General features: G+C 69.2%; 21 protein-coding genes. 12 read left to right on the top strand and 9 right to left on the bottom strand.

The genetic code is table 11. From position 1 onward, the window contains the following. Positions 1-22: 22 nt before the first annotated feature. From eccA to C6V83_RS04350, 6 genes are all read left to right on the top strand, one after another. On the top strand, positions 23-1846 hold the full coding sequence (gene eccA / locus C6V83_RS04375; RefSeq protein WP_105941367.1) for a type VII secretion AAA-ATPase EccA: 1824 nt from the start codon (positions 23-25) through the stop codon (positions 1844-1846). Positions 1847-1872: 26 nt separating this feature from the next. Next, the gene (locus tag C6V83_RS04370; protein ID WP_105941366.1) at positions 1873-2121 is read left to right on the top strand and encodes a type II toxin-antitoxin system VapB family antitoxin; all 249 of its coding nucleotides are present in this window, start codon (positions 1873-1875) and stop codon (positions 2119-2121) included. After that, positions 2118-2528, top strand: coding sequence for a type II toxin-antitoxin system VapC family toxin (locus tag C6V83_RS04365; RefSeq protein ID WP_105941365.1), 411 nt, complete (start codon positions 2118-2120; stop codon positions 2526-2528). Before C6V83_RS04370 ends, C6V83_RS04365 begins: the two co-directional genes overlap by 4 nt. A gap of 43 nt (positions 2529-2571) precedes the next feature. Then, a complete protein-coding gene (locus C6V83_RS04360; RefSeq protein WP_105941364.1) occupies positions 2572-2994 on the top strand; it encodes a hypothetical protein in 423 nt (140 codons plus the stop codon). A gap of 69 nt (positions 2995-3063) precedes the next feature. Then, entirely contained in the window at positions 3064-3495 is a 432-nt protein-coding gene (locus tag C6V83_RS04355; protein WP_105941363.1) for a hypothetical protein, read from the top strand. Next, entirely contained in the window at positions 3495-3956 is a 462-nt protein-coding gene (locus C6V83_RS04350) for a hypothetical protein (RefSeq protein WP_105941362.1), read from the top strand. The genes C6V83_RS04355 and C6V83_RS04350 overlap by 1 nt, the downstream gene beginning before the upstream one ends. Before the next feature lie 38 nt (positions 3957-3994). On the opposite strand, the gene C6V83_RS04345 is transcribed toward C6V83_RS04350, so the two are convergent. From C6V83_RS04345 to cysD, 3 genes are read right to left on the bottom strand one after another with little or no spacing between them, the layout of a single operon-like run. After that, positions 3995-5320, bottom strand: a complete 1326-nt coding sequence (locus C6V83_RS04345) for a serine/threonine-protein kinase (RefSeq protein ID WP_234353853.1) — start codon at positions 5318-5320, stop codon at positions 3995-3997. Between the two features lie 2 nt (positions 5321-5322). Continuing rightward, positions 5323-7161, bottom strand: coding sequence for an adenylyl-sulfate kinase (gene cysC, locus C6V83_RS04340; RefSeq protein ID WP_105941361.1), 1839 nt, complete (start codon positions 7159-7161; stop codon positions 5323-5325). Positions 7162-7177: 16 nt separating this feature from the next. Then, the gene (gene cysD, locus C6V83_RS04335; RefSeq protein ID WP_105941360.1) at positions 7178-8092 is read right to left on the bottom strand and encodes a sulfate adenylyltransferase subunit CysD; all 915 of its coding nucleotides are present in this window, start codon (positions 8090-8092) and stop codon (positions 7178-7180) included. A 150-nt stretch (positions 8093-8242) separates the two neighbouring features. On the opposite strand from cysD, the gene C6V83_RS04330 reads away from it, so the two are divergent. After that, a complete protein-coding gene (locus C6V83_RS04330; RefSeq protein ID WP_105941359.1) occupies positions 8243-9391 on the top strand; it encodes a GTP-binding protein in 1149 nt (382 codons plus the stop codon). A 37-nt stretch (positions 9392-9428) separates the two neighbouring features. On the opposite strand, the gene C6V83_RS04325 is transcribed toward C6V83_RS04330, so the two are convergent. Continuing rightward, positions 9429-10694 carry a Fic family protein gene (locus C6V83_RS04325; protein WP_105941358.1) on the bottom strand — a complete coding sequence of 422 codons (1266 nt, stop codon included), beginning with the start codon at positions 10692-10694 and terminating at the stop codon, positions 9429-9431. A gap of 192 nt (positions 10695-10886) precedes the next feature. Here C6V83_RS04325 and C6V83_RS04320 point away from each other — a divergent pair, with 192 nt between their 5' ends. Genes C6V83_RS04320 through C6V83_RS04300 form a run of 5 tightly spaced genes read left to right on the top strand, consistent with a single transcriptional unit; the run spans position 10887 to position 16531 of the window. After that, on the top strand, positions 10887-11789 hold the full coding sequence (locus C6V83_RS04320; RefSeq protein WP_105941357.1) for an enoyl-CoA hydratase: 903 nt from the start codon (positions 10887-10889) through the stop codon (positions 11787-11789). Beyond that, a complete protein-coding gene (locus C6V83_RS04315) occupies positions 11789-12955 on the top strand; it encodes an acyl-CoA dehydrogenase family protein (RefSeq protein WP_105941356.1) in 1167 nt (388 codons plus the stop codon). The genes C6V83_RS04320 and C6V83_RS04315 overlap by 1 nt, the downstream gene beginning before the upstream one ends. Positions 12956-12957: 2 nt before the next feature. After that, a complete protein-coding gene (locus C6V83_RS04310) occupies positions 12958-14046 on the top strand; it encodes an acyl-CoA dehydrogenase family protein (protein ID WP_105941355.1) in 1089 nt (362 codons plus the stop codon). Then, a complete protein-coding gene (locus tag C6V83_RS04305; RefSeq protein ID WP_105941354.1) occupies positions 14039-15088 on the top strand; it encodes an acyl-CoA dehydrogenase family protein in 1050 nt (349 codons plus the stop codon). The genes C6V83_RS04310 and C6V83_RS04305 overlap by 8 nt, the downstream gene beginning before the upstream one ends. 57 nt (positions 15089-15145) lie before the next feature. Then, positions 15146-16531, top strand: coding sequence for a wax ester/triacylglycerol synthase domain-containing protein (locus C6V83_RS04300; RefSeq protein ID WP_159067439.1), 1386 nt, complete (start codon positions 15146-15148; stop codon positions 16529-16531). A gap of 33 nt (positions 16532-16564) precedes the next feature. Here the strand turns inward: C6V83_RS04300 and C6V83_RS04295 are convergent, their stop codons facing one another. Genes C6V83_RS04295 through hsaC form a run of 5 tightly spaced genes read right to left on the bottom strand, consistent with a single transcriptional unit; the run spans position 16565 to position 21163 of the window. Beyond that, positions 16565-17710 carry a sulfotransferase family protein gene (locus tag C6V83_RS04295; protein WP_105941352.1) on the bottom strand — a complete coding sequence of 382 codons (1146 nt, stop codon included), beginning with the start codon at positions 17708-17710 and terminating at the stop codon, positions 16565-16567. Next, positions 17703-18485: an SDR family oxidoreductase gene (locus C6V83_RS04290; protein WP_105943710.1), complete on the bottom strand. Its 783-nt coding sequence runs from the start codon at positions 18483-18485 to the stop codon at positions 17703-17705. The genes C6V83_RS04295 and C6V83_RS04290 overlap by 8 nt, the downstream gene beginning before the upstream one ends. Beyond that, positions 18482-19678 carry a hypothetical protein gene (locus C6V83_RS04285; protein WP_105941351.1) on the bottom strand — a complete coding sequence of 399 codons (1197 nt, stop codon included), beginning with the start codon at positions 19676-19678 and terminating at the stop codon, positions 18482-18484. The genes C6V83_RS04290 and C6V83_RS04285 overlap by 4 nt, the downstream gene beginning before the upstream one ends. Beyond that, a complete protein-coding gene (hsaB, locus tag C6V83_RS04280; RefSeq protein ID WP_105943709.1) occupies positions 19669-20244 on the bottom strand; it encodes a 3-hydroxy-9,10-secoandrosta-1,3,5(10)-triene-9,17-dione monooxygenase reductase subunit in 576 nt (191 codons plus the stop codon). The genes C6V83_RS04285 and hsaB overlap by 10 nt, the downstream gene beginning before the upstream one ends. A gap of 4 nt (positions 20245-20248) precedes the next feature. Then, entirely contained in the window at positions 20249-21163 is a 915-nt protein-coding gene (gene hsaC, locus C6V83_RS04275; protein WP_105941350.1) for an iron-dependent extradiol dioxygenase HsaC, read from the bottom strand. Positions 21164-21171: the final 8 nt, after the last annotated feature.

The raw sequence follows: 21171 nt of genomic DNA, 5'->3' as shown, positions 1-21171 counted from the left end.
AGCTCTGGGGTTCGGGGGGACCATGACTGACGTGCGGCGCCTGGCGCGCGACTACTTCGATGCCGGGATCGTTCGGCTCGGCATCGCCGTCGACGGCCAGGACGCCGACCCGCGACTCGACGAGGCGAAGCTCGCGTTCGCGCGCGCCACCGAGTTCGATCCCGCCATGGGCGATGCCTGGCTCGGCCGGCTCGCGGCGGGCGAGGTCTCCGGCGAGACCCTTCTCGGTCTCTACACAGCGCGGGCCTCGATCGGCGTCCAGCAACGACGACTCGGACTGCCCGCCGGGCTGCTGAGCGGCCGCGCACCGACCGGCATGTACGTCGACTACCCGGTGGCCGATCCGACGCACGCCGCCCTCGCCTACGCGGCATCCCTTCTGAACGGGAACGATGTCGCCGGCGCCCGGTGCGTCCTGGAACGGCTCGACGACGGATCAGGCGGTTCCGGCGAACTCGGCGCCCCTATCGTCGCGTTCTGCTGGGCGATCCTGCATCTGCGCGATCGTGCTTGGTCCCGGGTGCTGAGCGCCCTGGGCGGGATCGACGACTGGAACGACGAGTACCTGGTCTGCGCGGGCACCCTGATGGCGGGCACCGCATGCGTGCACCTCGGAATGTTCGACGAGGGGATCCGCCGCCTGGATCGAGCGCGCGGCGGCCCGCTGACGAACTGCCGCGCGCAGGCGGTCTTCACCATTGGGATGGCCCACCGGGCCCAGGGCGACGAGGCCGCCGCTCATGCGCATCTGCAGGAGGCTTTCGCCCTCGACCCGGAGCTGCCCGGTGCGCGCCGGGCGCTCGCCGACCCGGGCTTCTGCCTCGTGGTGAAGCGATCCGGAACAGACGACGGCCCGATCCCGCGCGAGGGGACCGCCGGTCACGAGCGAAGTCCTTCGGCGGTCGGCGGGAGCCCTGCGGTCGAGCGGAGGCGAGACCCCGGTCGCCTCGAGCAACTCGAACACGAACTGGACGCACAGGTCGGACTGGCCGCGGTCAAGCAGCAAGTGGCCCGGCTGCGCTCCACCGCCACGCTCGCCCGGCTCCGCGCCGAGCGCGGCCTGCGCACCGGTGAGCGCAGTCTCCATCTGGCCTTCACCGGCCCGCCCGGCACCGGCAAGACCACCATCGCCCGGATCGTCGCCAAGCTCTACTGCGCGCTGGGTCTGCTCGCCACCGACCGCGTGGTGGAGGCGAGCCGCCGCGACCTCGTCGGCGAGCATCTGGGCAGCACCGCGCCCAAGACGGCCCGGGTGATCGACTCCGCTCTCGACGGGGTCCTGTTTCTCGACGAGGCGTACACGCTGATCCAAGAGGGCCTGACCGGCGGGGACGCCTTCGGGCGCGAGGCCCTCGACACCTTGCTGCAGCGCATGGAGTCCGATCGCGACCGGCTGGTCGTGATCATCGCCGGATACGACGACGAGATCGACCGCCTCCTGGCCGCCAACGAGGGTCTGGCCTCCCGCTTCGCGCGACGAATCCGCTTCCCGTCGTACCTGCCCGACGAGCTGACCCGGATCGCCGAGGTGCTCGCCGACCGCCGCGACGCCCGGCTCACTGCGGCGGCCGCCGCGACCCTGACCGCCGCGTTCACCGAGCTCTACGAGAAGGAGACCCCAACTCCGGCGGGTCCGCGCCGGGGCACCGACGCCGCGGGCAACGGCCGCTTCGTCCGGAACGTGATCGAGGCCGCCGAGGAGGAACGCGAACACCGGCTCGCCGACTCCGGCGACGTCGACCGCCTGAGCGAGGCGGACTTGATGACCATCACCGACACCGACGTCCGCAAAGCGCTGACCAGCGTGGGCGGCGCACATCGCCAATACCTTGGTAACATGATGTGAATAGAGTGATACCAAGGGGCCGAATCATGGCGATGCACATCCGCGATCGGCGCGCTCACGAGCTGGTGAAAGAAATCGCGGCTCTCTCCGGCACGTCCCAGGAGGCGGCCGTCCGCGCAGCAGTCGAGCACTACGCGGCGATGCTGCGGCGTAGGCAAGGCAGCCGCGTGGAGGCGGTTCTCAACGAAGGCGCCGACATCGGTCGATCGTTCGGTCTACGCCGGGGCGAGGACCCGACAGCAGACCTGTACGACGACGACGGACTGCTGCGATGATCGTTGACACTTCGGCGATCATCGCCGTACTCGCGGGCGAGTCCGACGCCCGGCAACTCGCCGAGGCGATCGACCGCGGTCAGCCCAAGATGTCGGCAGCGACCTATCTCGAATGCTCGATCGTCCTCGATCGGAAGGGGCCACCCGAGGCCAGCCGCAGGTTCGACGCTTGGTTTAGATCGCTCGGGATCGAGATCGTGCCGGTAACCGTCGAGCAGGCGATCATTGCGCGGGCCGCCTATCGGGACTTCGGCAGGGGCAGCGGGCATCGGGCCGGACTGAACTTCGGCGACTGCTTCTCGTACGCACTCGCAGCAGAATCCGGCGAGTCGCTGCTCTGGAAGGGCGACGACTTCGGGCACACGGGCATCCCCTCAGCGCTCGATCAACCGGAAGGTTTTGAGTAGTTCTGCCGATGTGCCGGCGCCCGGCGGCCGGGACACTGGACGAATGACCGCACCGTACGCCGAGTCCGCTCCCGGGCCGGTGCGGCCGCGTGCCGGCAACGGCACCGGCCTCAGCACCCCGGCCCGGATCCTCGACCTCCTCGGAGTGGTCCTGCTGCTGGCCGTCCAGGTGGTGGTGGCGCTCCTCGGCGCACTCGTCGCTCTGCTTCAGGGGCTCAACCGGACGTACTGCAGCACGCGGCCGGACGACGGATACACGCCGTGCGGCTCGGGGGGCTACATCGACGCCGGCGTCGCAATCGCACTCGGCTCCGGCGCGGTGATCGCCCTCGCCGTCCTCGCCGTCGTCATCGTGCGGGCGTCCGGGGGCCGCCTCACGTGGCGGATCGCCGCTCTCGCGATCCCCGCGCAACTGGCCTGCGCCGTGCTCGGCGTCGTGATCGCGGCGCAATCGGGGCCGCTGTAAGCCCTTTCGCCGCGACATCCAGGTAGATCTACGCTTCTTCTCAGGTTCTCCGCGGCAGAGGATTGAGACATGAACGCAGTCACCGATCCTGGCACCCCGGTCGACGACGGTTCGGCCGACCGCCCTTCCCCCGAGTCCGGCGCCACCGGTGTCGACCCCGCCTACCGCGCCGCCGACATCACCAGTTCGGTACTCCTCTGGCTTCTCCAATGCGCCGCCGGCGTCGCCGGGCTCTTCATCGTCGGTCTCCTCGCCTTCGCCGGCGCCGACTGCGGACTCGCCGTCACCGGCGGAGCCGCCGCCTGCACCCCGCAGAGCTGGATCTCGGCCCCGGTCAACGTGGCCCTCTTCGGCGGGTTCGCGCTAGCGATCGGCTTCGCCGGGTGGATCGGCTTCCGGATCGCCCGCGGCGGACTCGGCAGCCGGGTGGCGGGGCTCGGCCTGCTGATCCAAGCGGCCCTCGCAGCGCTCTGTGTGCTCGCCGCACTGGTGATGGGCTGATGAACGCCGTGAGTCCGACGCCGCTCCCCGCTCCTCGTCTCGAACCCGCCGGCGCCTGCCCGTCACCGTCCTCCGCCTGGACCCGGCGACGGCCCTCGGCGCTCGGCGCAGCCGTCCGCAAAGTCGACCGCATCGCATCCGGGATTCTCGTATTCACCCAAGCGTTCGGCGTGATCGTCGGGACCGTGGTCCTGGCCTCGTCGTCGCTGTCGCGATGGACCACGAGCGAGCGGACCGCGGGAATCTGCCGCTCGTGCGGAGATCTGGCCTGGATCGGCCCTGTCGCCGGAATCGGCCTTTCCGCAGTCGGCGGATTCCTGGCCCTGCGGCAGGCCGGTCGCTGGATCAAGCCCCGCGCCTCCGCCGGCCGCGCAGTGATCGGCATCGCCGTCGGCGGCGTCGTCGCCGAGACGGCGCTGCTGGTGTCCAGCTTTCACCTTGCGGGCTTCCCGATCGCCTGACCGACCGGGCTTCCCGGCCCGTGCCGGTGGGCCGGCGACTACTGCTTCGACCGCAGCTTGACGTCGAGGTCGTTCAGGAACTTCGGGAGCAACGCCAGCGAGGCGGCGACCGGTACCAGCCAGAAGACCAGAACCGATGCGTCGCTGGGCGTCTCGTCGCCGCTGCCGGCGATCCAGACAAGCACACCGATCCAGAACACGACCGAGCCGACGAAGGCCAGCCACCAGGTCCGGGTGTTGATCCTGATGGCGCAGTAGAGGAAGCCGGCCCAGCTGAGGAATCCGCAGGACACCAGCGAGGCCAGCACCCACAGACTCTGCAGCACCTTCCAGCCCCCGCTCCGAGGCGCGGCCGGAGCATGCGGCGACCACTGTGCTCCCAGTGCGATCGGCGCTCCCGGTGCGACCTGCGTCGCCGGATAGGTCCAGCCGGCGGCCGGATTCGGCGCCGGTGTCGGCGTCGGTCGTGGCGTGGGCGGCGCCGGAACCTGCTGCGGAGCAGGAACCGGCCGCGCACCCGAGCCGCGCGGCGGCGCAGTCACCCCGCTCCGGCTCCCAGCCGCCCCGAGTTCTCGGATGAACGTCCGGCAGTCCGGATAGCGGTCCGCGGGATCCTTGGCCAGCGCCTTCGCGAAGACCGGGTCGAGCGGACGCAGCTCGGGCCGGAAGAGGCTGATCGGATTGGCCGGCTTGGACACGTGTGCCAACAGGATCGCCGAGGCCGCCTCGTCGTCGAACACCGGCTTCCCGGTGAACACCTCGTAGAGCGTGCAGGCCAGCGAGTACTGATCGGATCGCGCCGTCGCGCCCTTGCCCTCGATCACCTCGGGCGCGGTGTATTTGAGGGTTCCGACGAAGGCGTTCGTGGCGGTGAGGTTGGCGCTTCCGGTGAGCTTGGCGATGCCGAAGTCCACCACCACCGCGCGCTCGAACCGCCCGGACTCGTCCCGCCGCACCAGAATGTTCGCGGGCTTGACGTCGCGATGCACCACGCCGTTGCGATGCGCGTAGTCGAGCGCATCCGCCACCTGCGCGAAGATCGCCAGGATCTCGCCGCGATCGACCGGCCGATCGTCGGCCAGATCCCGTCCTTTCAGATACGACATGGTGAACCACGGACGGCCGTCGTCGATGCCGTGCTGGTGGATCGTCACGATGCTGGGATGGTCCAGCGCCGCCGTGGTCTTGGCCTCGTTGACGAACCGTGTGTGGAAGTCGGGATTCGACGACCCCGCCACCGAGATCACCTTCATCGCCTCGAGACGGTCCAGCGCGGTGTTCTCCACCAGGAGCACCTCGCCCATGCCGCCGGCGCCCAGACGCTCGACGACCCGGTACCCCGCCACGGTCTGTCCCGGCTGCACCGCTACAGACCCAGGTTGCGCAGGATGTCCGCGGCGTTCTGCGCGGGCGAGCCGTCTTCCGGGGTCACCACGATGTCAGCCTTCTCCGGCCGTTCGTACGGCGAGTCGATGCCGGTGAACTGCGTGATCTCCCCGGCCCGCGCTCTGGCGTAGAGCCCCTTCGGATCTCGCGCCTCGCACTCGTCGAGTGGAGTGTCCAGGAACACCTCGTAGAACGGCAGGTCCTGCGCCTGGTGGATCTCCCGTGCGCGCTCGCGTTCGGAGGCGAACGGGCTGATCAGCGAGACCAGCACCACGGCGCCCGAATCGGCGAACAGGGCGGCCACCTCGGCCGTGCGACGAATGTTCTCGCGCCGATCGTCGTCGCCGAAGCCGAGGTCGGAGTTCAAGCCGTGCCGGAGGTTATCGCCGTCGAGCAGATAGGCCGGGCGGCCTTCGGCGACGAGTCGTCGTTCCAGTTCCGTGGCGAGGGAAGACTTCCCGGATCCCGATAGACCGGTCATCCAGATGGTTGCCCCCCGGTGCGAGCGCTGCTCGCGGGTGACCTTGGCCTCCTGCCAGACGACGTTGGTGTCGTGTGCGACCGGCCCGGTAATCATGCCGGCGGCGACCGTCGCATTGGTGGCCTCGTCGATCAGGATGAAGCTGCCGGTGTCCCGGTTGCGGCGATACGAGTCGAACAGCAGCGGCTGCTGCGCATGCAGGTGCAGGCGCCCGATCTCGTTCAGCTCCAGCGAGGTCGCCGTCTCGTCGCGGTGCAGCGTGTTGACGTCGAGCCGGTAGTTCATGCCGGCGACCGTCACGCGCGTCTGCCGGGTCCCGCAGTTGATCAGATACGACGACCCCGCCTGGAGCCGTCCGGACTCGGAGAACCAGCACACCATCGCGTCGAGGTCGCGGTCCACGTGCGGCCGGTTGTTCGGGCGCACGATCATGTCGCCGCGCACGATGTCGATCTCGTCGGCCAGCTCCATCGACACCGCCATCGGCGCGAAGGCCTCGTCGAGTTCGGAACCGCCCGGGCCCCAGATCTTCTCGATCGTCGTGCCGAAACCGCCCGGCAGCACCACCACCTTGTCGCCGACCGCGAACACACCGCCGCCGACGGTGCCGGCGTAGGCGCGGTGGTCGAGGCCGTCGCTGCGCTGCGGCCGTATCACGTATTGCACCCCGAAGCGGGCGTCGATGAGGTTCCGGTCGGAGGCGATGTAGACCTCTTCGAGGTGCCGCAGCAGCGGTCGGCCGTCGTACCACGCCATCTCCTCGCTACGGTCGACGACGTTGTCGCCGCGCAGCGCCGAGAGCGGAATGAAGGTCAGATCGGTGACGTTCAGCTTGCCCGCGAAGGCGACGAACTCGTCCCGGATCTTCTCGAAGCGCTCCTGCGAGTAATCGACCAGGTCCATTTTGTTGACACAAATGGTGAGGTGCGGGATGCCCAGCAGCGAGGAGAGGAAGGCGTGCCGGCGAGTCTGCTCGAGCACGCCCTTGCGCGCGTCGATCAGGATGATCGCCAGGTCGGCGGTGGATGCGCCGGTCACCATGTTGCGCGTGTACTGCACGTGTCCGGGCGAGTCCGCGATGATGAACTTGCGCTCGGGCGTCGAGAAGTAGCGGTAGGCGACGTCGATCGTGATGCCCTGCTCCCGCTCGGCCCGGAGGCCGTCGGTCAGCAGTGACAGGTCGGCGAACTCGTCGCCGCGACTGGCGCTGGTGCGCTCGATCGCTTCGAGCTGATCGGTGAAGATCGATTTCGAGTCGTACAGCAGCCGCCCGATCAAGGTGGACTTGCCGTCGTCGACGCTGCCCGCGGTGGCGATCCGCAACAGTTCGCCCGCCATCAGAAACTCCAGCCCATCAGAAGTAGCCCTCTTTCTTGCGGTCTTCCATGCCCGCTTCGGAGATCCGGTCGTCAGCGCGGGTCGCACCGCGCTCGGTGACGCGAGTCGAGGACACCTCGGCGATCACCTTCGCCGGGGTGTCGGCATCGCTCTCCACGCACCCGGTGCAGGTGGCATCGCCGACGGTGCGGAACCGGACCAGCTCGGTGTACGACGACTCGCCGAGCCCGACCTCCAGGAAGCGGGTCTTGGCCAGCAGCATGCCGTCGCGGGGCACCACCTCGCGCCGGTGCGCGTAGTAGATCGGCGGGAGCTCGATGCGCTCGGCCTCGATGTACCGCCAGATGTCGAGCTCGGTCCAGTTGCTCAGCGGGAACACGCGGATGTGCTCGCCCTTGTGGTGCCGGCCGTTGTAGAGGTTCCAGAGCTCGGGTCGCTGGTTGCGCGGGTCCCACGAGCCGAATGCGTCGCGGAAGCTGAACACCCGTTCCTTCGCGCGCGCCTTCTCCTCGTCGCGCCGGGCGCCGCCGAACACCGCGTCGAACCTGTTCTCGGTGATGCCACGCAACAGCGCCGCGGTCTGCAGCCGGTTGCGCGAGGCGCCGACCCCGGTCTGTTCGACGACCCGGCCGGCGTCGATGTCGTCCTGCACCCGCGAGACCAGCAACTGCACGCCGGTCTGCTCCACCACCCGGTCGCGGTACTCGATCACCTCGTCGAAGTTGTGTCCGGTGTCGACGTGCATCAGCGGAAACGGCATCGGCGCCGGCCAGAAGGCCTTGCGCGCCAGGTGGAACATCACCACCGAGTCCTTGCCTCCGGAGAAGAGCATGCCGGGGCGTTCGAAGGTGGCCGCGACCTCGCGGAAGATGTGGACCGATTCGGCCTCCAGCGCCTCCAGGTCTGACAGTTCGTAGCCCTGCTTGTCCATCCCTCTCCTACCGACCGCAGCGAGACCGCGTCGCGCGGTCCCCGGCTATGAGAGTAATGCTCACGACGCGCGCAATCGCGCCAGACGGGATCCGGAGGCGTCGGCAAGTGCAATTATTGAAAATGGTTTTCGTTAGCGTAGAGTGGCCGCATGCCCTCAACCCCCGTCACCGTCCTCTCCGGCTTCCTCGGCAGCGGCAAGACCACCCTCCTCAACCACCTCCTGGAGAATCGGTCCGGCCGCCGCCTCGCCGTCATCGTCAACGACTTCTCCGAGGTGAACATCGACGCCGGCCTGCTCGCCGCAGGCGGTCACGTCGAGCGCGGCGAGGACCGCCTCGTCGAGCTCTCCAACGGCTGCATCTGCTGCACTCTCCGCGAAGACCTGGTCGAGAACGTCGGCCGGCTGGCCGAATCCGGGAAGTACGACCAGATCGTCATCGAGTCGACCGGGATCTCCGAGCCCATGCCGGTGGCCGCGACGTTCGAGTGGCGGTTCGAGGACGGACACCGCCTGGCCGACGTCGCGCCGATCGACACCATGGTCACCCTGGTCGACGCATCGCAGTTCCTGGAGCAGATGGGGCGCAACCGCGCACTCGCCGACGCCGACCGCACCGCCGATCGGGACGACGAGCGCACCGTCGCCGACCTGCTCGTCGACCAGGTGGAGTTCGCCGACCTGATCCTGCTCACCAAGACCGACCTGGTGCGGCCGGCGGTGGCCGAGGCGACCGAGGCCGCCGTCCGCGCGATGAACCCGCACGCCGAAGTCCGCACCGTGACAAACGGCCGGGTCGCGGCCGAGGTGGTGCTCGATGCGGCGCTCTACGATCCGGAAGCAGCCGCCAACCGGCCCGACTACGCCGAAGAGCTCTCGAATCCACATACCCCGGAGACCGAGGAGTACGGGATCTCCTCGGCCGTGTTCCGGGGCGACCGCCCGTTCGACCGCGAGCGCCTGCTCGCCGCCCTCCGCGGCACCAAGGGCCTGATCCGATCCAAGGGCCACTGCTGGATCGCCGACCAGCCGGACCTCGCACAACTCTGGAGTCAGGCCGGACCCAATCTGAGCATCCAGCCCGTCGCCCACTGGCAGAACACCGGCGTCACTCCGTCGAACGAGGTGGTGCTGATCGGCGTCAAGTTCGACGCCGCGAGCGCGCTGGAGGGCTTCCGGCGCGCCATGCTCACCGACGCGGAGGCGCAGACGCTGCTCGCCGCCCACACCGCCGCTTCCACCGCCGTCGCCGACCCCGAGGAACACCATCACCATGCCCACGGATCCCTACACCGCTGACGCCGAGTGGTACGGCGCGCTGACTGCCGCGTGGCACCTACCCCGCCACGAGCTCGAGGAGAGAGGCGCCCCGCGGGGTGAGCCGGAAGCGCAGCGGCTTCCTCGTCACCGTCTCGATGACGCCGGCATCGTCGAGAAGCTGAAGCCGGGGACGGACGAACTGAGCGGAACGCTCGGCCGCGTCGGCCAGGGTGTGCAGTTTCACGGCTCCGTCGGCGTCGAAGTAGCGGGACTGGCCCAGGGCGAACAGGATCGCGCCGATGTCATCGCGGTCGATCGACATGCCCACCTCGGGATCGAGACCCACGTTCGTCGGGAACCGCTGGTCCTCGACGAGAGCGCACAGACGCGCCCGGAGAGCCTCGATCTTCTGCCGTAGATCCGAGAGGTCGAGCAGCAAACGATGCTGGGCCTCCGCGATGATCTCGAGCATGTCGGTCAGAAACGGTGTCAGGTCTCCGCGATTCAGCGGATGCTCGGCGTCCGCGAACGCGCGGTAGTAGCGGTCCTTATTGTCGGCGACAGTGGCCGACAGCGCCAGACTGGCGTACGGAGCAAGCACCTGCCGCAGCTCCAGCGAGAGAAGGTAGCGCCCGGTCCGGCCGTTGCCGTCGTAGAACGGGTGCGCGTACTCGAAGATGAAGTGCGCTACCACCACCCTGACCAGCCGAGGAATCGAGTCGTCGCGGCTCTGACTCAGCATCAGCGTCAGCGCGTCGTCGATCGCCGACTCCGGCACCAGACCCGTGTGCACCACCTTGGTTCCCGATTCGATGGACACCGGCCCCTGCCGGAATCGTCGGCCGTCGGGCGCATCCTCATCGCGGATCTCACCCTGAGTCACCTTGTCGTACAAGGCGCGGACGTCGTCCAGCGTCCGAGGATCCTTCGCCTCGTCCTGGCCGATACCGAGGTAGAGGCGCGCCATCTCCATGAACCTCTTGTCCGTGGCGGGGCGCTCGGACCGCAATGCCCGCAGCGCCTCGCCGATCTCCTTCCGAGTCGAACGGACATGTTCGATCTCGTTCGTCGCCTGGATCTCGTCGATCACCATCTGGCGCAGATAGTGGCTGCGTGCCCGCTCCGGCAGTTCGCCCCACTCGGCCCGGATCTTCGGTTCGAAGGCCATGATCCGCTCGATCAGCGCCGCAACCTCCGGCGTCACCAGCGCGAACATCGAGTGTTCACCGACCATCAGGTCCCAGTGCAGCGCCGCGGGCGATTCCCTCCGAGCACGTTCCTCCGCGTCGGCCCCTTCCCGATCACGCTGGTGGAAGATCGTCTTCAGCGTCCGGTACGCCATCAGAGACTCCCTCCACATCACACCAGATAGCCACCCGGATAGAGATGGCTATTTGATCTAGAACCTATCGTAGATCAAATAGAGAGCCGACTCACGGGAGGAATCTCTACCGGACCCGACTGCACTCAGCCTTCAGCCCGCTGTCGACCAGTCGCCTACCAACCAAGCACTTGTTAGGTTACAGTCGAGGGTATGAACGACGCCGTCATCCCACCCGCCCTCGGGCCCGACGAACTGACCGCCGATTCGGCGCCGGTCGCCTACGAGACCGACGGGGCGGTCGCCTACGTGACGCTGAACCGCCCCGAATACCGCAACGCCCAGAACTCGGTGATGACCTACTCCCTCGATGCGGCGTTCCGGAAGGCCACCGACGACGACGCGGTGAAGGTGATCGTGCTGCGCGCGAACGGCAAGCACTTCTCCGCGGGCCACGACATCGGCACCCCCGAACGCGACTTCGACACCTACTACCCCAACGCCGCGACGCTGCACTGGGATCACACCGGTAAGACCGGCGCCGACCAGCGACTGGCTCGCGAGATCGAGGTGTACCTGGGCATGTGCCGCAGGTGGCGCGACATGCCCAAGCCGCTGATCGCGCAGGTGCACGGCGCGTGCATCGCGGGCGGGCTGATGCTCGCCTGGGCGGCCGACTTCATCGTCGCCTCCGACGACGCCTTCTTCTCCGATCCTGTTGCGCGCATGGGTATTCCGGGTGTGGAGTACTTCGCCCACGCCTACGTCCTCGGCGCCCGCCGCGCCAAGGAGATCCTGATGACCGGCGAGCGGTTCAGCGCGCAGCAGGCACTCGACTGGGGCATGGTCAACCACGTCGTCCCGCGGGACGAGCTGGCCGCCAAGGTCGACGACATCACCGCCACGATGGTCGCCATGCCCATGCAGGGCCTGTTCCTGAGCAAGAAGGCCGTCAACATCTGCGAGGACCAGATGGGCCTGCGCAATGCGATGGACTCGGTGTTCGGCTGGCACCACTACGCGCACAGCGCAAACGCCGAATCCGGCGGCGACTCACTCGGTGGCATGGACGCCCGATCGATGCGGTCGGCCGGCGAGCAAGGAGCGCGCGGCTGATGGACCTGACGTTCGACGACGACGCGCGCGCCTTCCGCGCCGAGGTCCGCCACTGGCTCGCCGACCACGTTCCCGCCGATCCGCTGCCGTCGATGGACACCGCCGAGGGCTTCGAGGCGCACCGCGCCTGGGAGGCGGAGCTGGCCGCCGACCGCATGTCGGTGGTGAGCTGGCCGGCCGAGTACGGCGGGCGCGACGAGCCGCTGTTGCACTGGCTGATCTTCGAGGAGGAGTACTACCGCTCGGGTGCGCCGGGGCGCGTCTCCCAGAACGGCATCTTCCTGCTGGCGCCCACGCTGTTCGAGCACGCGCATCCCGATCAGCTCTCCCGGATCCTGCCGCGCATGGCCCGCGCCGACGACATCTGGGGCCAGGCCTGGAGCGAGCCGGAGGCGGGCAGCGACCTCGCATCCCTGCGCTCGACCGCCACCCGGACCGACGGGGGCTGGCTGCTCAACGGACAGAAAACCTGGAGTTCCCGCTCCAGCTTCGCCGACCTCGGCTTCGGGCTCTTCCGGACGGATCCGGACCAGACCCGTCACCGCGGCCTCACTTACTTCATGTTCGACCTGCGCGCACCCGGCGTCACGGTACGCCCGATCGCCCAGCTCGACGGTGAGGCCGGCTTCGCCGAACTGTTCCTGGAAGACGTCTTCGTGCCCGACGACCCCGCCGACCCGGGAACGTCCGGCGTGATCGGGGCGGTGAACGACGGCTGGAAGGTGGCCATGAGCACCGCCGCCAACGAACGCGGTCTCTCGCTCCGCTCACCGGGGCGGTTCCTGGCGACCACGGATCGGTTGATCGACCTCTGGCGAGAACGGCGCGACGAGACGCCGTCCGCCGCAGGCGCCGACGCCGCGGTGGCTGACGCCTGGATCGGCGCCCGCGCCTACGAGCTCTCCACATATCAGACCGTCAGCCGACTCGCCGCGGGCGGACAGCTGGGCATGGAGTCGTCGATCAACAAGGTCTTCTGGTCCGAGTGGGACATCGCCGCGCACCAGACCGCGCTGGACCTCCTCGGCTCGGACGCCGAGTTGCCGACGCCCTGGCTCGACGGCTACCTGTTCTCGCTCTCCGGACCGATCTACGCCGGTACCAACGAGATTCAGCGCAATGTGATCGCCGAGCGCCTGCTCGGCCTACCCCGCGGAGGCCGCTGACGATGGATTTCCGACTCGATTCCCTGCACGACGATCTGGCGCAGACCGTCGCGGCGATCACCGCTCGTTCCGGCGGCGTCACCGTGGCCCGCGCCTGGGCGGACGGTGATCACGCACCGGGACTGGCCGTGTACCGGGCGCTGGCCGAGGCCGGCATCACCGGGCTCCTGGTCGACGACGACCTCGGCGGCAGCGGCGCCGGCGCCGTCGAGATGGTGGTGGCCGTCGAACAGCTCGGCCGCGCCTGCCTGCCCGGACCGGTGGCGGAGACTTTCGCGGTGGTTCCGGCCCTGCTGAGCGACGCACGACTCGACGACGAACTGCTTGCGCTCCTGAGCGGTAAGCGCCTCGCCACCTGCGCGGCACCGCCGCGCCAGCCCCGCGCCGCCGATCCGGACGACTCCGCGGTCTACCTCGTCACCGACGACGGCCTGTTCCGGGGACGAGCGGGAACCGCCCTGCCCACCGTCGACCCCACCCGCTGCGTGGCTGAGGTGGAGCCGGTCGCACCGATGGTCGATCCGGCCACCTCAATGGCTGAGCCGACCACCTCGATGGTTGAGCCGGTCGAGCCCGCCAGGGCGAGACCGCGTCGAAACCATCTCGACCTCGGTGCGCTCGCCACCGCGGCGCAGTCGCTGGGCCTCGCCTCGGCCATGCTGGAGATCGCCGCCGACTACGCCAAGGCACGCCACCAGTTCGGCCGGGCGATCGGCGAGTTCCAGGCGGTCAAGCATCATCTCGCGGACGTGGCGATCGCCGTGGAGATGGCCCGGCCGCTGATCTGGGGCGCGGCTGTCACCGGGGACCGGCTCGACGTCTCGGCGGCCAAGGTCGCCGCCTCGGACGCCGCCGACCTCGCCGCACGGCGTTCCCTGCAAGTGCTCGGCGCGATCGGCTACACCGCGGAGCACGACCTGAGTCTCTACCTGACCAAAGCCCGGGCCCTCCGGTCCGCGTGGGGCACGCCGGCGTGGCATCGGCAGCGGATTCTGGAGGACCTTTCGACAAGCTCAAGGGGCGAGACAAGCTCAAGGGGCGAGACAAGCTCACGGAGCGAGACGAGCGCAAGGAGCACCGGGCATGGATGAGCACAGCGCGCTGGCCGACGCAGTCCGCGACGTGGTGCGCCGCGGCGGCGGCCCCGCCGCGATGCGGGCCGCACTCACCAGCGAGCACCGGTACCACGCCGAGCTCTGGCAGACGCTGAGCGGCGACGTCGGGGTGGCGGCGCTCTCCGTGCCCGAACACTACGACGGCGCAGGTGCGACTTCGCGGGAGAGCGCCGTGGTGATCGAGACGCTCGGCGAGACACTGACTCCGGTGCCGCTGCTGACCACGGTGCTGGCGATCGACGCGCTGCTGGCGACCGGTGACCCGGCGTCGTGCGCCCGGCTCCTTCCGCTCGTCGCCACGGGCGAGCACATCATCGCCCTGTGCTGGGCGGGTGTCTCCGGCTGGGACGCCCCCGGCGTCACGGCCGAGGCCGGCCTGCTCAGCGGCGCCGCCGAGTACGTGATCGACGGCGAGTCAGCGGACTCCTTCCTGGTCCTTGCGGGACCGGACCGCGTCACTCTGCACCACGTCGACGCCGATGCTCCGGGGGTCACCGTGACCGGCCTGCCCGTGCTCGACCCGACCCGGCCGCTCGCCCGGGTGCACTTCGATCAGACCCCGTCCGAGACCATCCCGGCCCCGACGGGGCTGTCCGACCGGTTGCGCACGCTCGCCTGGGCGCTGCTGTCTGCCGAGCAGACCGGAGGCGCCGCGGGCGCGCTGGCGCTGACCGTGGAACACACGACGGCGCGCACGCAGTTCGGCCGCCCCCTGGCCTCGTTCCAGGCTCTCAAGCACACGATGGCCGACATGTACGTACTCGTCGAGACCATGCGATCGATGTCGGCGGCCGCGGTGGCCGCGGTCGCCGACGACGATCCGGACGCCGCCGCCCTCGCCGCGGCCGCCCACGTCTACTGCTCCGAGGGCTTTGTGACGGTGAGCGGTCAGGCGATCCAGTTGCACGGCGGTATCGGGATCACCGCCGAGCACGACATCGGCCTGTTCTTCAAACGAGCGCAGGCCGACGCCCAGCTCTTCGGATCGCCGCGGCGCGCACTGTCCGGGATCTCCTGAAGCGGAACCTGCGCAACCTGGCGTGGTGACCGCCGCCGACCTGAGACGATCGGAGGCGTGGCCGCCAGGGACGAACGGATGGGCGCGTTCGACGCCGTGATGTACGGCATCGAAGGCGACCCGCTGCTGCGCTCGGGCATCATCGCCTTGGCGGTCCTGGAGACGACGCCCGACCGCACGCAGCTCGCCGCCCGCACCGACCGGCTCACCCGGGTCTTTCCCCGGCTGCGCCAGCGGGCCGTTGGCAGCCCGTTCTCACCGGCGCCACCGCGCTGGGAGACCGACCCGCACTTCGATCCCGACTACCACCTCCGGTGGCGGCGGCTCCCGGACGAGGACTCCGACATCGCCGGAGCACTCGCCTACGCCGCGCGGATGAGCGAGGCCGACTTCGACCGGTCCCGCCCGCTGTGGGAGATCGCCGTCCTCACCGGCCTGCACGACGACGGCCGCGCCGCGATCGTCATCAAGATCCACCATTCGGTGGCCGACGGCATGGGCGGGCTGGCGATGAGCGCCGCTCTGTTCGACCTGCAGGCGAGTCCGGGCGATCTCGGTCCGCTGCCACCAGTGCCCGAGCCGCGTCCCGCCGGGTTCGCCGACCGGGTGCTCCAGGCCGCCGAGTTCGAGATCGGCGCCCTGCTGGAGACGTTGCGCGGAACGGCGAAAGCCTCCGCCCGGGCCGCCCTGGCCCTGCTCACCGACCCCCTGGCCTCCACCGCGACGGCCGGCCGGACCGCCGCGGCGGCTGCCGCCATGCTTGCTCCGCAGAGCGAGCCGAAGTCGTCGTGGATGTCCGGGCGGTCGCTCGCTAGCGTCTTCACCGTCGTCGACGTGCCGCTGGACCCGCTGAGGCAGGCGGCGCGCGCAGCCGGCGTCACCCTCAACGTCGTCTTCATCGCCGCGGTGGCCGACGCGGTCGACACGTACCACCGCACGCATGGCCGGCCGCTCACCGCATTCCGGGTCAACATGCCGGTCGACCAGCGCTCACCCGGCGACGCCCCCACCGGCAATCACTGGGTGCCCGCCAGGTTCCTGGTCCCGTGCACCGCCGTCGACCCCGCCGCGCGTCTGCGGGAGCTGCATCGGGTGGTCGACGACGCCCGGCGCGACCCGGCGCTGAATCTCTCCGAGGTGATCTACAAGGCGATGGCACTGCTACCCGGCCCGGCCACCGAGCAGTTGGCCGGAATGCTGATGAAGGGCGTCGACGTCGCCGCCACCAACGTCCCGGGCCCACCTGTGCCGGTCTATCTCTGCGGCGCGAAAGTGCGGACGCTGGTCCCGTTCGCCCCGAAGTCCGGGGCGGCGATCAACGTCGGGCTGCTCACCTACGACGGCACCGCCTTCGTCGGCGTCAACTCCGACCCCGCCGCCGTCGAAGATCCCCACGAGTTCACCGACGTTCTGGCGCGGTCCTTCGCGCGGTTCACCGGGTGACGCCGTCGCTCCCGGCCGATTCGCCGTATCGGGTCAGGCGAAAGCGGAGCGGACTTGCTCGACGGTGAGACCGTAGTCGCCGAGCGAGTAGCGGTGCTGCGGGCGGCGATCCCCCGAACGGGACTCGGCGTCCAGGGCGTCCATCGCCGCGCGCGCCTCGTCGGTCGGCTCGGTGCCCAGCGCCGCGTAGACCTTCTCGACGACGCCGTGCGGGTCGGCGCGCAGCTCGTCGAAGTCGACGTCGACGAACTGCGCGGGATCGTACTTCTGGCGCGCTCGGGTGAACTCCCGCAGGCCGCGCGACCACAGGTCCAGCTGCGTCGCTCCGATCCGTTCCGCGGTGAAGACCGTGGAGTAGCCCGCCGTCGCGTGCGCGGCCAGGCTGCACATCGACGCGACGATGGTCTCCGGTGCGCGGTGCGTCTGCACCACCAGCGCATCCGGGTACACGGACATCAGCGCGTCCAGCGCGAAGAGATGACTCGGGTTCTTCAGCACCCAGCGCTTGGCCGGGTCGTTCAGCGCGATCAGTTGCAGATTCCGCTTGTGTCTGGCGTAGGCGGGCGTCCAGTCCTGCTGCGCGAGCCAGGCCGAGTACGACGGCACATGCGCCAGGGACTCGTAGGAGATCGACATAATGTCCTGCCGCAGGAGCTGCCAGCACTCCTCGACCTCGCCGGCGCCCATGTAGTGCAGCCCCATGAACTCTGGGTTCTCCACGTGATGCCGGCTCAGCCCGGCATCGATCTGCTGGAACACGGGATCGCTCGCCCACGCCTCCCGCGGCGGCCGGGGGTGCGGATACTCGGCAAGCCACGTCTGAAGCCCCTGGTGCTCGGGGTCGGCCGAGAGCAGTCGGTGCAGCGCGGTGGTCCCGGTGCGGGGCAGACCGGTGACGAACACCGGCCGGGTGATCGGGACCTCCGCATACCCCGGATTCGCCTGCCACCCCACCTCGCTCAGCAGCCGGGCCACCAGCGCGCCTTTGAGGAAGTAGCGGAACATCTTGGAGCCGAGCGGCGTGAGCCCGGCCTCGTCCCGGTAGGAGTCGAGCAGCACCTGCAGTGCTTCGCGATACGCCGGATCCGTGCCGAAATCGGTCAGCCCGGTCGCGCGCGTGGCCGATTCGTGGAGGTCGTCCACCGTCCCGACGGCTGTGTTGAAGTCGGAGTCAGTCATGGTATTCACCGCAATTCACGTCGAGGGTGTGCCCGGTGACGGCGCTGGCCAGGTCCGAGGCGAGGAACACCGCCGCTTGCGCGATCTCGTCGGGCTCGGGGAGCCTCCCGAGGTCACTCTTGGCCGCGGTCTGCTCGTACACCTGCTCCGCCGAGATCCCGTACTTCTCGGCGATCTTGCCGAAGTACCACTTGAGCTGATCGTCCCAGATGTACCCGGGCGCGACGCTGTTGACGCGGATTCCCTTTCCGCCGAGCTCGGTGGCGAGAGTCTGCGACATCGCCAGCAGTGCCGCCTTGGCGAGCTTGTAGCTGCCGTAGCGGGGCTCCGAGTGCCGGATCACCATCGAGTTGATGTTGACGATCGAGCCCCGGGACTCCTCGAGGGCCGCGGTGAAGGCCTTGATCACCCGCAACGTGCCCAGCACAGTGAGGTCCACACTCGCGGCGATCTGACCGAAGTCGGTGCGTGCCAGCGGTTTCATCGACGGCGTGGCGAATGCGTTGTTGATCAGGACGTCCGCGCCGCCGTACTCGTCCACCGTCGCACGCACCAGTTCGTCGACCTGAGCGTCGTCGGTGATGTCGGTCGGCACCGCCAGCGCAGTGCCGCCGGACGCGACGATCTCGTCCCGGATCTCGTTCAGCCGCGACTCGGTCCGGGCGGCGAGCACCAGTTTCGCACCGTGCGCGGCCGATTGCAGGCAGAGCGCTCGGCCCAGGCCCGGCCCCACCCCGGAGACCACGACCACCTTGCCGTCCAGCAGTCCGCTCATCCGGGCATCCGCTCCGCGAAGCCGCGGCGCCGGTCGGCGATCCTGCGCGCCCACCCGTCGTCGTCGATCCGGTTGCCGGTGTAGAACGGCAGGCGCGACGGCACGTCGTCGAGATCGACCACCTCGCACACCGGACCGGCTTGCGCGTCGACCGGTCCGTCGGTGCGCTGCCAGCGGAACTGCAGGATGCCGCGGCGGCGACCGGTGGTCTCGATCCAGTTCACGACGCCGGGATTCTCGTGGGCGACGACCATCCTGATCATTCCGTCCGGATCACAGTGCGCCTGAACCGAATTCAGACTGGTCTGGTGGTTGACGTAGTCCAGGGAGATGTACCAGAGACTCCCCAGCTGAAAGCCCTGGTAGGGGCAGGTCGAGCGCGGGACCGTGATCACCATCGCCTGGCCGGGACCCAGGTCGAAATGCCCGACGGACGAGAACTGGGTACTCAGCCCGCCGGGGGTCGGTCGGGGCGGCGTGAGCGTGTTGACCGGCTCACCCAGATAGAACCATTTCGGGAAGTTGAACCAGGTGTGGATGCGGGACAGCAGGAGCTTCGCCGCGGTCCGGTACTGGCGCGCGACGCGCGCGACGTCGAGCTCCCGCGCCGGCTCGCCGGCGGTGTCGATCCGTTCGACGGTCACCGTGCCCTTCCGCTCGGCGTTCCAGTCACCGTAGACCTCCCGCACGGCGAGCATCGAAGCGCCGTCGCCGAGCACGAAGTAGTCGTCGCCGGGCTCGTCGCGGGGCGGCCCGAAGGTCAGCTCGAACGCACCGTCGGCGCCGATGCGGATCCGGCGGTCGTCGAAGGCGTCGTCTCCGCCCGGCACCTTGCTCGGGGTGTAGTCCCCGCGCAGGACCTGGAAGCTCAGGTCGACGGTGCTGCCGCGCGTCCCCCGCACCACGTACGTGCCCTCGGGGACCACGTCCGCGTGGTAGTACAGGGTGTCCGGATTGTCCAGGCCCATCTTGGTGTACGGCCCCGTCGACGTGTGCAGCACCGGGTGCACCTTGTCGTGGGTGCGGGCCTGCTGGAGCACCGCGGCGATGCTCCCGGCGAGATAGTCGTAGCCCTCCGCCAGATCCGTGTCGGTCTCGGCGAAATCCGCTGCGGCGATGAGCTTCTCGGCCTCGGCGACGGCCGCCCGCAGCGGTGCGGTGACGTCGGCCTGCGACACCGGGTCTACAGCCACTCGTCACCTCCGGTCCAGGTGAGGAACTCGTTCAGCTGCTCCTGAGCGGGGGTCACGCGCGGGTGCTCGGTGGAGAGATAGCCGCCGCGGTAGAAGAGCAACGGCTTGTCTTGGAGCACCTCGCCGAGAGTCTGCGCCCGGCCGACGACGATGAAGTGGTCGCCGCCGTCGAGCACGTTCTCCACGGTGCACTCGACCCAGGTCAGGCAGTGGCGGATCACCGGAAGGCCGAGCGGGGACGCGTCCCAGTCGACCCCGGCGAACTTGTCGCCGCCGGGTGCACCGAACTGCGCGCTCACCTCCTGCTGCCGATGCGCGAGGACGTTGACGCAGAAGGCGCCGCGATCGGAGATCAGCGGCCAGGTCCGCGACTGCTTCATCGGGCAGAAGATCACCAGCGACGGATCCAGCGACAGCGCCGCGAAGCTCTGGCACGCGAAGCCGACCGGCGCGCCGTCGGGATCGACGCTGGTGATGATGGTGACACCGGTGCAGAACTGCCCCATCGCGGTGCGGAACTGCCGCGAGTCGAACTCCGACGTGCCGTACGGCGAGAGCGGCGCCATCACGCTACCCCTTGAATCCGATGGTGAAGTCGTGTCCCCACAGGCTCACCGCAGTGGACTCACGGGCGATCCACTCGTCGTCGTCCACTTGCCTTCCCTCGCAGCCGAACTCGACGTCGAATCCGCCCGGGGTCTTCATGTAGAAGCTCAGCATCAGGTCGTTGACGTGGCGTCCGAGCGTCGCCGACATCGGCACCTTGCGCCGCAGCGCGCGGTCGTGGCACAGCCCGACGTCGTCGGAGTTCTCCACTTCGACCATCAGATGCACGATGCCGGTGCTGTTCGGGATCGGCAGGAACGCCAGCGAATGGTGCCGCGGATTGCACCCGAAGAAGCGCAGCCACGCCGGATCGTCGCCCTCGGCGCGCCCGACCACCTGGGGCGGCAGCTTCATCGAGTCGCGCAGCCGGAAGCCGAGTACGTCCCGGTAGAAGGCCAGCGATGCGGCATCGTCGCTGGTGGTGAGCACCACGTGCCCGAGCCCCTGCTCGCCGGTGACGAAGGTGTGCCCGTACGGGCTCACCACCCGGCGGTGCTGCAGGGCGACGCCGCAGAACGCCTCCAGCACGTTGCCGTCGGGATCGGCGAAGACGACCAGCTCGTCGACCCGGCGGTCGGCCTTCTCCTCGTCGGTGCCCTCGCGGAACTCGACCCCGGCCGCCGTGAGGCGGTCCCGGACCTCTTGCAGCCCAGCGGAGTTCGCGCACTCCCACCCGGACGACGCCAGGTGATCACGGTCCGACGGCACGATGACGAGGCGGGCCGGGAAGTCGTCCATGCGCAGGTAGAGCGCACCGGGAACCGAGCCGGAACCCTCGACCATGCCGAGGACCTTGAGTCCGTACTCCCGCCAGGCCGCTACATCGGTCGCGTCGATCCGCATGTAGCCCAGGGAGCGGATGGGTCCGTAATCAGACACTGGGTTCA

The organism is Gordonia iterans (assembly GCF_002993285.1).
Lineage (GTDB): Bacteria > Actinomycetota > Actinomycetes > Mycobacteriales > Mycobacteriaceae > Gordonia > Gordonia iterans.
The sequence above is the reverse complement of the archived record's forward strand: the minus strand, read 5'-3'. Positions and strand labels throughout refer to the sequence as shown.